We start from the raw sequence: 11,093 nt of genomic DNA on the forward strand, positions 1-11,093 counted from the left end.
CTCTCCTCTCCGAACCGGACGTGCACCTTTCAGCGCATCCGGCTCTCCGCTTAAACGCTGGCGAAGGCCATAGCAACTTCGGGAAAGCGAGAGGTCCAGGTGTTTCTGGACTCTGTCCTCAGGTAGGGATTACCCTCTGCAAGAGGCCAACGGAATCGCTTTTTCCCGTGACGGACGAGTCGGTACAGGATGGCGCCACTGAATAGCCCCTGTTTGGTTTTGCCATACAGCACCCAAGTCTTACTTTGACCTGAAGCCGGGGCTTTGAACCAATGACGCATCAGCGGTTTGAGGCGGGAGCGATATTTGCGGCCCAGCCAATGGGCCAGTTTCCAGAACACGACACCATCGATGTAGCTGAAGACTTTCGCTTTGTAATCGACGAACTGGTAGAACGCCGCCCAGCCTTTCAGCTTTCGGTTGATGGATTCGACCATGTCGATTTTGCTTTCACTATAATTGCCTGACAGCTTGGCGGTTAAAGATGCTGCAAAGTTACGTGCCTTATCCCGGGGGATTGTCGTCACCACCCGCATGTCGCCATAGCGGCTCCGCTTGCGGATGATGCGATGCCCCAGGAACACGAAGCCGTCATTCACATGGGTAATCTTGGTCTTATCCATGTTCAGTGTCAGCTTGAGAGTTCCTTCCAGCATCTCCCGGCATTCTTCTCTAATCGCCTCTGCCTGGGCTTTGGTGCCCTTGACGATAACCACAAAGTCATCGGCATAGCGGCAGTAGGCGACGGCTGGCTTCCATTGTCGGTTCTCTCGGATGGCTGAGCTTCGACCGATTCGGATACTGTGGTTCCAGTACCATCGATCCTTTCGGGCCTTTTTGCCGAGGTAGCGCCTATTCAGGTACTGATCGAACTCATGCAACATGATATTCGATAGCAGTGGCGATATAACACCGCCCTGAGGTACGCCCTCACTTGCTGCCCGGAAAAGACCTGCATCAATATGACCGGCTTTTATGAATCGCCAGAGAAGGTTCAGGAACCGTCGGTCCCTGATTCTGCGACGTACAGCTTTCATCAGAAGCCGGTGATGCACGGTATCAAAGTAGCTGGACAGATCCCCTTCAATGACCCAGCGTCCGCGCGTTTCCTTATTGTCCGTCAGTTGCAGTTTCACTGTACGGATCGCGTGATGAACGCTCCGCTCCGGTCGGAACCCGTAGGAGAGCGTATGGAAGTCGCTCTCCCACATGGGCTCCATCGCCATTAACATGGCCCGTTGAACGATGCGGTCGCGTAGGGTCGGGATACCCAGTGGTCGTTGCTTGCCGTTGGCCTTTGGGATATACACCCTTCGGGCCGGTAACGGCTGGTAAACATCGGAGAGTAAATCACTCCTGATCTGTTGAAGAATAGCCGGCAGCCTGTCCTGCACAGTCAGCTTGATCTCTCCGTCTATCCCGGGCGTGTTTGCCCCTTTGGAAGACAGAGTGACCCGAGCCGCTTCTGCGAGCCAGTCAGGCTGTGCTATCAGGCGCAACAACCTGTCCACCCGGCGGGTGGGGTCGGTTGTTGTCCAGGTCGCTAGCTTGCGTTGCATTTCGCTGATTATCAAAGGTCTTCACCTTGTTTGGTCAGGTAGTTTGCTTGGCAAACACGTTTAAACTGCTCCCCTTCGCCATGTAATGGGCTTTCCCCATCGCGGACTACTACGGGAGCTCCGCCAGTCAACTTGGCATCGGGGTCATGCCCCCTTGGCATCCAATATTGACCTTCCCCGGTTTACCTATCTGGACTCCAGCATGCTGAGGAGGCTGCCCATCGCACTCTTTACCCTTGCTTGCCGCAAGTTGACAGGAAGCAGCAGTCCAATCTGTGATGGATACTGCTGAACCGAAGCCCGAGCTACCAATTTGGACTTCTTCGTTTGGCAGCGCCTATGCGTCATGCTGCCCAACCTTCCCGTACGGCTTATCAGGTCACGTAAGCCGTGGTGACATTTCAACCCACAGAGGCGGATGAATGGGTTCATGTTCTTCAGCCTTTCAGTACTCAGCCTTGAGGATCATCTTGGCTTAGTGACCTCGCCTCAATCCCCGTTGTCAGCGGGTTACATCACCCTGCGGGCATACCGCAGGTCACTGCCGCTCAGGCTCACCACCCTCACAGTGGGTGGGATTGATTGGTTACTTCCTCCTGAATTACCGGTTCAATATTCCAGATAGACTCGTGGTCCATTTGAGCTTCCATGCTCGCCCTGGACTCCGGGCACACGGTAACCTTCATCGCTCCGCTTGCCGGGAAGATGACCGAGTTCACCATTCGCAGACTTCACTGACTGCGTACAGATGTAAGCTTAAATGTTAAAAGATGCAAATCCGTTCTTTCTGACTCCCCGTACATGCATTGACGCATGATTCAAGGACTGAATTTGTGCAGGTTCGAACCACTCAAATCCTGGTAAACAACCTCTACAAGTGGGGAGTTGAAACAATGAATACAAAATACGCTTTACCGATGGTTTTGGCGGGCAGTGTTATGCTGTCCGGGTGTTGGCTTGATGACGATGATAACGACTCAGCAGATGCTGCAACGCAAACTATTCTGGAAATCGCCGTTGAAAATGAAAACACGACGATCCTTGAAGAGGCCGTTCTTGCAGCAGACCCGACTATCGCTGAACTACTTGGTGGAGATGACGAGTTAACCGTGTTCGCGCCGACAGACGCTGCCTTTCAAGCTCTGTTAGATGACTTGGGTATCACGGCTGAAGAGTTGTTGGCCAACACAGCGTTATTAAACGCGGTTCTGCCTTACCACGTGCTCGCAACGTCAGTAGGTGAAGTGAAGGCAGACTCTGCTATTAGCGTCGCTCAAAACGCTCCTGCAGAAAGTCTCGTTCCAACAGTGAACGGTAAAGACGTCGCGCTTTCAATTTCTGAGGAAAGTGGTGAAAACGTATTATACGTAAACACCTCTCGAGTAACGGTAACTGATGTCGATGCGACTAATGGTGTTATTCACCTAATCGACAAAGTACTTCTTCCCCCACCGAGCGATCTCAGTGATACAGATTCAACGATTGCGGAGATCGTAACGGCGCTCGCAAACGCTGAACAAGATGCTGAGTTCACAATTCTGCTAGATGCACTCCTAGAAGCAAGCGGAAGAATGGGCGCTACCGATCTGGTCGCTGCAGCCTCGGACCCGGATGCGGCCTTGACTGTGTTCGCGCCAACAGATGCCGCCTTTGCAACGTTGTTAGCTGATCAGGGTCTTACGGCAGAGCAATTGCTTGCCAGCCCAGATCTGCCAGGCATTCTCGAGCAACATATTCTCGGAACAACGATAGACTCTCTCACGGCATACGCTTCGAATGGCGGTACGGTAGCGAACCTGGCTGGCACCACTTTGAACGTTGATATACAAAACAACGCTCTGGTTATCGAGGGCAGCAACGTCACCGAAGCCCAAGTTGAGGCGTCCAACGGCGTGATTCATGTGATCGACAAAGTGATTTTTGCAGTCGACTAGTAGTCGAAGCATTGTTTCGTTGCTCAAAGCATGACTGCTGGGCCGGCTGTTTCAGCCGGCTTTTTTATTGAATACTGGTATCAGAAGTGCCGGAAGATGCATGTGAAATCGCAGTCCCGGTCGGCGGCCGGAAATGCAGCGAATACAGAATCCGGTCCAGCACGGCCTGGCCATTCCAGGCCGGATCATTATTGACCATGCCTACGACGGCCCAGGTGGTGTTATTTGAGTCGCGGGTGAATCCGGCGATCGACCTTACGTTTTCCAGATAACCCGTCTTTATGCGCCCTTCGCCGTCCATGCCGGTATTGCGCAGGCGGCGTGCCATGGTTCCATCCATCGCAATAATGGGCATGGAGGCCATCAGGTCTGCCGAGTAAGAGCTGTTCCAGGCATGTTGCAGGATCTGTGCGCCCTGGCGGGCGGTAATGCGGCCGTGTCGGGTGAGACCGGCGCCGTTGTCGATCACCATGCCGGCGGTGTTAATGCCTTTGTCTTCGAGCCAGTCATAGATCACACGAATGCCGGCAACCCGGTCATCGTTCTCATCTTCCAGGCGGTTCTCGGCGCCAATGGTGAGCAGCAGCTGGCGCGCCATGACGTTGCTGCTCCACTTGTTGATGTCTCTCACCATGGTTACCAGGTCTGGCGAGGTGGTTTTCATCACCAGCCGTGCATCTTCCGGCGTGACTCCGTTCAGATCGCCGCCCGAGACCACGACCCCGAGGTCTGCCAGCAAGGAACGGATCAACGAGGCGCTGTACTGCTCATGGGGCAGCAGCGACAGGTAGGTGGTGCTCCGGCAGCCCTGGGGCAGCTCGCCGGTTACCCGCACAGTCACCCGATGGTCTTCATGAATTATGGGCTCCCATTCGAAGTTTCGTCGCGACGGGCAGGGGCCCTCGGCGGTGGCAACCACGCGGTTGTCGATGACCACTTCGCCCAGGGAAGGCGTGCTCCAGGCCTGGGTGCCGCGCTCGTCGGCGCGCACCTGGAAGTGCATCAGGTTCAGATTGGTCAGGTAGGCGGAAGGTTCTACCAGGAAGGGCGCGTGGGGGTTATCGCCGTTGTCTTCGAACGCAGGAAAACCACCGTCTACCTGAAAGTAGGTGCCATCAAGAATCAGGTCGCCCTCAATTCTGGTAATTCCCATGCTGCGAAGCTCACCCAGTGTGGTCCAGAGGCGTTCAATAGTGAGCTTGGGATCGCCTCCGAAGCGGACGTAGAGATTACCCTTGAGAGTGTCGCCGACCATGACACCGTCGGTCAGGAAATCGGTATCCCAATGGTGGTTGGGCCCGAGAACCTCCAGCGCCGCAAAGGTTGTCACCAGCTTCATGATGGAACCGGGGCTCATCAGCGCATCGGCATTGATGTACTGATTGATGCCGGGCCCATTCAGCGGAATGGCGGCCATGCTCATGGCGTCTTCATTTTGGAGGGACTTGAGCGCGTAATCCTGAAGCTGGTTCGTCCAGAGGCGATTTCCCGAGAAACCGGAATTATCGTCTTCGGCGACCACAACGGACGGGGTGGTAATCACGGCAAGGGCCGTGAGGGATGCCAAAAGAGACCGTCTGAATCCAGAACCTGTTTTTTCTCTACTTTCAGAACGCCGCATACCCGGGGCTACCATGATCGCTATCCAGTGAGTTCCTATAGTCCAACAATAGCCCATCCTGCCGGTTTGTACTATGCAGAAAAGCTCTACATGACGTTAAAAAATGGCAGTAGTGTCGTTGTTTGTATTGAACTTTTGTGACGCGATGTAAGTGCCCTTGCGAATCATGGAGTTAGGTGGATAAAAATTAACCTTCGGGTTGTCAATGACTTTTCTATCGGATTTATGGGTGCTTTTTCCGGCGTTTGAGTCATGGAACTCGCGGCCAAAAAGGCGTTTCCTGATGAATGTGTAACCAAGTGTTCCGAAAACAATAAAAGGAGGACACCATGATTGGTATTCCACTGGGTCTTTTGACCGCCAATGGCGTGGAATGGGTATTCCATAAACACGTTCTTCATGAGCTGGGCCGGAACCGGGCAAGTTTCTGGTCGTTTCACTGGCACGATCATCACCGAAATGTCCGGCGAAATGGCTTCCTGGATGACGACTATCGCAGACCGCCCCTGACCTGGAATGCCCAAACCAAGGAGGTGGCTGCCCTCGTTGCGGGGGCTGCAGCAGTCACCCCGCTGCTGCCATTCGCACCCTTTTTTGTGGGTACTCTCTACTACAGCGCCTGGAATTACTACCGGGTACATAAGCGCTCACATCTGGACCCGGAATGGGCGAGAAAGAACTTGCCCTGGCACTATGATCATCATATGGGACCCAACCCCAATGCCAACTGGTGCGTGACCAAACCCTGGTTTGATCACATCATGGGTACCCGGGAGCCAATGGAAAATCGTCAGATTGCGTGATAATGGCGTGGTCTCCAAAAAAAGGTTTGTTTATGTCGAATATGCTTTCTCATAACGTCCACGTGCTGGGCTCGGTCGCCACATCGTCGCTCACTGCCTGGCGTGGTTGCCTGGTGGTAAAAAATGTTCCCCAGCCGGAAAAGCCGATCGTGCTCTATGACATGGAAGGCTGTCCGTACTGCCGTCGCGTTCGTGAAGCCCTGACTGCCCTTAATCTGGATGTGGAAATCCGGCCCTGCCCGAAGGGCGGGTCGGTTTTCCGGGCCCAGGCGGAAGCGCTGGGAGGCCGCCAACAGTTCCCTTTGCTGGCGGACCAGAACACGGGCACGGTCATGTACGAATCCGAGGAGATCATCGAGTATCTGTTCCGGCAATATGCCGGCCGGTCGGTACCGTCCTACTATCGTGGTCGGGTCTGGCAGCCGGTCCTGGGCTCTGTAGCCTCGGTAACCAGCGCCATGCGGGGGCTGAGGGTCAGCCAGGGCAAGCGGCCGGAGCAGCCGTTGCACCTCTGGAGTTTCGAGGGGAGCCCGTTTTCACGTTTGGTGCGTGAGCGGCTGTGCGAGCTGGAAATTCCGTATACCTTGCACAACCTCGGGAAGGAGCACTGGACAGAGATCGGGCCAGCGAAGCAGCGCATCAAGCCGGGGCCTTATACGCCGATTCCCGGTGGCAAGCGGGATGCGTTTTTCCAGGTGCACAAGCGGGTTCAGGTGCCCTATCTTGAAGACCCCAATACCGGGGAAGGCCTGTTCGAGTCTGCCCGTATTCTGAAATATCTTGATGCCCACTACGGGAACTGAGTTGTTGGTAAGACTGTCAGCCATGTAGCTGCCGCCCGGGTGGGTCATCCCTTCTCCAGACACGCCGTAAATACTTCCATGTAGGCTCGGTCGGGCCATCCGTGGCCCTCCACGGTCTGGAGAAGGGATGACCCACCCGCGCTGTTTGAGCATCATGCTATTCGCACTGAAATTTCTGTCAGTGGGGGCGCTATGGCGAATCAGATTACTCGAAGGAAGTTCCTGATCAGTTCCGGCCTCGCCGGAATTGCTCTCAAAGCCCCGATGCTGTTCGCAAACACATCGGGAAGCACTGCATTATCTCCCACCATGCGCCGGATTCCCGGCACAGACGAATCCATCCCTGCAATCGGTATGGGCACCTGGATCACCTTCAACGTTGGTGGTGACGAACAATTAATCACCCAGCGCACTGAGGTTTTGAAAACCTTTTTCGAGCTCGGCGGCACGGTGGTCGATGGCTCGCCGATGTATGGCAGCGCTGCAGATGTAATGGGCGAGGCGCTGAACGCTCTGGACGGCCACGACCGGATTTTTGCAGCTACCAAGATCTGGACCGGCGATGAATCAGCAACCCGGGCGGAGGCGGCGCGTTCGAGCAGGCGTTGGGGCGTTGACCGGTTCGATTTGTTGCAGGTGCACAATCTGTTGGGGTGGCAGGGGCATCTTGAAACGCTCAAGCAGATGAGGGCGAACGGTGAGGTTCGGTATATCGGCATCACCACATCCCATGGTCGCCGGCATCGGGAATTCGCGCAGATTATGGAGCGGGAGCCTCTGGATTTTGTGCAGCTGACCTACAACGTTCTGGACCGGGAGGTTGAGGACCGGCTGCTGCCATTGGCCCAGGAGCGCGGAATCGGGGTGATCGTCAATCGTCCATTCCAGGGCGGTTCGCTGTTTCGGCGATTCCAGTCGGAGCCACTGCCCGATTGGGCCGGGGAGGCCGGTGTTGGCAACTGGGCGGAGTTTTTCCTCAAGTACATTATTTCCCACCCGGCGGTGACCTGTGCCATTCCGGCGACCAGTAAGGTCGAGCACATGAAGGAAAACATGGGGGCGATGTACGGTACATTGCCTGATGCCAGCCAGCGCCAGCGGATGGCGGGTTACGTGAGGTCGCTGTGAGTGGGGCTGATTGGCTGAGCTACTCGCTACAGGATTTTGTGATGTTCGGGCCGCAGGTGTTTCTGCGGCTGTTTGTCCGGATCAACCAGGATCTATGGCCCTGGCAGTTGCTGGCGGTAGTGATCGCTATTTTTATACCGGTGCTGATCTCCAGACAGAACAGGGCGGCACGGCGTTTGGCCGTCGGCCTGATGTCGCTTGCCTGGATAGTCAGCGGTTACGGGTTTCTGGTGGGCTATTTCGGCCCCATTAACTGGCCGGCGGCGTGGTTTGGGTGGGCCTTCGTGGCCCAGGGCGCGTTGCTTGCGGCTGCCGTGTTTTCAGGCGGCGTTCATGACAGCAGGCTAGCGATCGGAAGACTTGCCGTACTCTGGCTGCTTGCTGTCTGTGTCTTGCCCTGGTTGGCAATGGCTGATTCCGGCCAGTGGGAGGCCGTCGGATTGTTTGGCGTAGCACCCGGCACCACCGCAGCTGCCGGCGCGCTCGCTCTGGCACTCGTGACCAGGACCTGGCGCTGGGTCTACCTGCCGCTGCTGGTGTTGTGGAGTCTGTTCAGTGCCGCCCTCTTATGGGTGCTTCAGACCTGGTGGTTGCTTGTCGCCCCGGTGACTACGCTCTTGCTGGTTGGAGCCGGGTTCTGGCTCAGTCCCACGACGGCGCAAAGTCCGGATTAGCGATGCGTTCGTTACGGTCCAGTTCGTCAATCGCGTGGATTTCCTCCTCGCTCAATTCAACCTCCAGCGCCTCCAGGTTAGCCTTCTGGTGGCCGGGCCGTGTTGAGGAGGGGATCGGCACAACGCCTCTCGATGCCACCCAGGCAATAGCCACCTGGGCCGGCGTCAGGTTTCTCTCAGCGGCAATGCGCTGCAGAGTTTCGTCCTCCATCACCTTTCCGACTGCCAGCGGCATATAGCCGGTCACGGTAATGCCAAGCTTCCTGGAATGGTCCACCACCTTGCGGTTGGCCAGGAACGGATGCACTTCTACCTGGTTGGTGAAGATGGGCGTGTCGCCAAGTATGGCTTTTGCCTCATCCATCTGGGCACAGGTAAAGTTCGAAATGCCGATGTGTTCTGCCAGACCCTCGCGCTGGGCATCCCTCAAGGCACCCAGATACTCCTTCATGGGCACTTCGTCACCGGGCGATGGCCAGTGGATCAGCGCCAGATCCACATGGTCGGTTTTGAGCCGTGCGAGGCTGTCATGGAGGCTGTTGATCAGGTCACTCGCGTGCAGCTGGTCGTGCCAGATTTTGGTGGTCAGGAAAATTTCCCGGCGCGGAATACCACTGGAGGTAATGCCATCACCAACTTCAGCTTCGTTTCCATACATCTGGGCAGTATCGATATGGCGGTAGCCCAGGGACAGGGCGCTCTTGACGGCATCACGGGCGTCGTTGCCCTTGAGCCGGAACGTTCCCATGCCGATCTTCGGAAGTGCGCTGAATGACATAATGTCCTCCTTAGCGAGTAGTGTGTTCTTAAAGTGGTGCCGGCAGACTGGTTCTTCAAGTGGTCGCCGGGTATCATCGCGCCTGAATCAACCTCTGAGCCGAACCAGTGAGGCCCGCACCATGTACACCGGTCGTTGCCTGTGTGGCGATATCTGTTTTGAATACGATGGCCCTATCGGCCCGGTTGCCCTGTGCCACTGCAGCCAGTGCCGGCGCGCCCACGGTAGCGCGTTCTCGGCCAGCGCGCCGGTGCAGAAGGTGAGGTTCCGGTTCGTAACCGGCGAAGACAGGATTACCGAGTTCGAATCGCGTCCCGGCAAGTACCGGGGCTTCTGCAGCCGTTGCGGCAGCCAGCTTTACAGCCGTGTTGACGCCATCCCCGGCATACTGCGTCTGCGGGTTGGCTGTATCAACGAACCCCTGGGCAAGGGGCCGGCCCAACATGTGTTTGTGGGCTCAAAATCCGACTGGTTCGATATTACCGACGAGCTGCCACAGTTCGAAAAGACTGAACGAACCAACGATCCTCACTGAAGCGGTACCATCCGATAGACCTTGCCCCTTGGTGAATCTGTCAGTAACCACAGGGCGCCGTCAGGGCCCATGCGTACGTCACGAATACGCTCGCCGAGATCGGTCAGCAGATCTTCCTCTTCTGTCACTTTGCCATCCTGAATGCGCAGGCGAACCAGCTTGCGCATTTTGAGTGCTCCCACGAACAGATCCCCCTGCCATTCCGGGAACAGGTCACCGGTATAAAACGCCATGCCAGATGGCGCAATGGACGGATCCCAGTAATGAAGTGGCTGGGCCATGCCTTCCTTTTCGGTCTCGTCAGTGATGGGCAGGCCAGAATAGTCGATGCCGAAGGTAATTGTCGGCCATCCGTAATCGGTTCCTGCCCGGATGATGTTGATTTCGTCGCCACCTCGGGGACCATGTTCGTGGCTCCATATTTCGCCCGTTTCCGGGTGGATCGTCATGCCCTGGATATTGCGGTTACCGGTTGTATAGAAGGTATCGTTAACGCCGCTGGTGTCGAGGAAAGGATTGCCGGGCGCGGGACCGCCGTCAGTCGTAATTCGGTGAACGCCACCGGCATCATCACCATTGTCCTGGGCCCGGTCCATCTCGCCGCGGTCTCCAACGGAGATGTAAAGATTGCCTTCCCGATCAAATTCCATCCGACCTGCAAAGTGCCTGCTGGTGTTCGAGCGGGGTAGCGCTTCAAAGATGACGTCAACGCCGGTAAGGCGCTCTCTGTCCAGTCGGGCGCGTGCCACGCGGGTGGTCATGCCGTCCCGGTTTCGATGGGCATAGCTCAGGAACAGAATCTGATTCTGTTCGAAATCCGGGTGCAGAATCACGTCCAGCAGCCCGCCCTGGCCGGATACCACGAGCTCTGGTAGCCCGCTGATAGGGGTGCTCAACAGCGCACCGTTACGGATCATTCGCAGCTGTCCTTCCCGCTCCGTCACCAGCATGGAGCCATCCGGCAGGAACGCCAGGCTCCAGGGATGCTCGAGGCCTTGTGCAATGGTCTCGAGCCGGAAATCGGTTTTGTCGGAGGAAAAGGTCGGGTTTGCCATGCTGGTAACGGCAACCAGCATTAAACTTCCTGTCAGTACAAGGTGTTTGAGTATACCCATTGGAGCCTCCGTTCCTACCGGTGCCGTGTGAACATTGAGAGTAGCAGTTAAAGCGGGCTTCGCCGAAGCGTGTCCCATTACCCAGAGTATAGGGCTTCCTTTGGATTACAGATCAGTGGCCTTCTATTGAAAATAATAATGAT

At 56.2% G+C, this 11,093-nt stretch carries 10 protein-coding genes; 6 read left to right on the forward strand and 4 right to left on the reverse strand.

What is annotated here, in order from left to right; genetic code table 11:
- Positions 1–50 precede the first annotated feature (50 nt).
- A complete protein-coding gene (ltrA, locus tag AC13DD_RS12920; protein WP_482931252.1) occupies positions 51–1,574 on the reverse strand; it encodes a group II intron reverse transcriptase/maturase in 1,524 nt (507 codons plus the stop codon).
- A gap of 818 nt (positions 1,575–2,392) precedes the next feature.
- Here ltrA and AC13DD_RS12925 point away from each other — a divergent pair.
- On the forward strand, positions 2,393–3,493 hold the full coding sequence (locus tag AC13DD_RS12925; RefSeq protein WP_227497873.1) for a fasciclin domain-containing protein: 1,101 nt from the start codon (positions 2,393–2,395) through the stop codon (positions 3,491–3,493).
- Positions 3,494–3,557: 64 nt separating this feature from the next.
- On the opposite strand, the gene dacB is transcribed toward AC13DD_RS12925, so the two are convergent.
- Positions 3,558–5,114 carry a D-alanyl-D-alanine carboxypeptidase/D-alanyl-D-alanine endopeptidase gene (gene dacB / locus AC13DD_RS12930; protein ID WP_405418835.1) on the reverse strand — a complete coding sequence of 519 codons (1,557 nt, stop codon included), beginning with the start codon at positions 5,112–5,114 and terminating at the stop codon, positions 3,558–3,560.
- A gap of 329 nt (positions 5,115–5,443) precedes the next feature.
- On the opposite strand from dacB, the gene AC13DD_RS12935 reads away from it, so the two are divergent.
- From AC13DD_RS12935 to AC13DD_RS12950, 4 genes are all read left to right on the forward strand, one after another.
- The gene (locus AC13DD_RS12935) at positions 5,444–5,917 is read left to right on the forward strand and encodes a sterol desaturase family protein (protein WP_041645015.1); all 474 of its coding nucleotides are present in this window, start codon (positions 5,444–5,446) and stop codon (positions 5,915–5,917) included.
- 32 nt (positions 5,918–5,949) lie between these two features.
- Positions 5,950–6,720: a glutathione S-transferase N-terminal domain-containing protein gene (locus AC13DD_RS12940; protein ID WP_053115543.1), complete on the forward strand. Its 771-nt coding sequence runs from the start codon at positions 5,950–5,952 to the stop codon at positions 6,718–6,720.
- Positions 6,721–6,912: 192 nt separating this feature from the next.
- On the forward strand, positions 6,913–7,848 hold the full coding sequence (locus AC13DD_RS12945; protein ID WP_104270196.1) for an aldo/keto reductase: 936 nt from the start codon (positions 6,913–6,915) through the stop codon (positions 7,846–7,848).
- Positions 7,845–8,522, forward strand: coding sequence for a hypothetical protein (locus tag AC13DD_RS12950; RefSeq protein WP_405418838.1), 678 nt, complete (start codon positions 7,845–7,847; stop codon positions 8,520–8,522). The genes AC13DD_RS12945 and AC13DD_RS12950 overlap by 4 nt, the downstream gene beginning before the upstream one ends.
- Here AC13DD_RS12950 and dkgB read toward each other — a convergent pair.
- Positions 8,491–9,300: a 2,5-didehydrogluconate reductase DkgB gene (gene dkgB, locus AC13DD_RS12955; RefSeq protein WP_405418840.1), complete on the reverse strand. Its 810-nt coding sequence runs from the start codon at positions 9,298–9,300 to the stop codon at positions 8,491–8,493. The genes AC13DD_RS12950 and dkgB overlap by 32 nt on opposite strands.
- Positions 9,301–9,421: 121 nt before the next feature.
- On the opposite strand from dkgB, the gene AC13DD_RS12960 reads away from it, so the two are divergent.
- Positions 9,422–9,835: a GFA family protein gene (locus AC13DD_RS12960; protein ID WP_405418841.1), complete on the forward strand. Its 414-nt coding sequence runs from the start codon at positions 9,422–9,424 to the stop codon at positions 9,833–9,835.
- Here the strand turns inward: AC13DD_RS12960 and AC13DD_RS12965 are convergent.
- Positions 9,829–10,950 (reverse strand): PQQ-dependent sugar dehydrogenase, encoded by a 1,122-nt coding sequence (locus tag AC13DD_RS12965; RefSeq protein ID WP_062785473.1) that lies wholly within the window; start codon positions 10,948–10,950, stop codon positions 9,829–9,831. The two genes, AC13DD_RS12960 and AC13DD_RS12965, sit on opposite strands and share 7 nt — an antisense overlap.
- Positions 10,951–11,093 lie beyond the last annotated feature (143 nt).

This window comes from Marinobacter sp. L-13, from assembly GCF_056857715.1.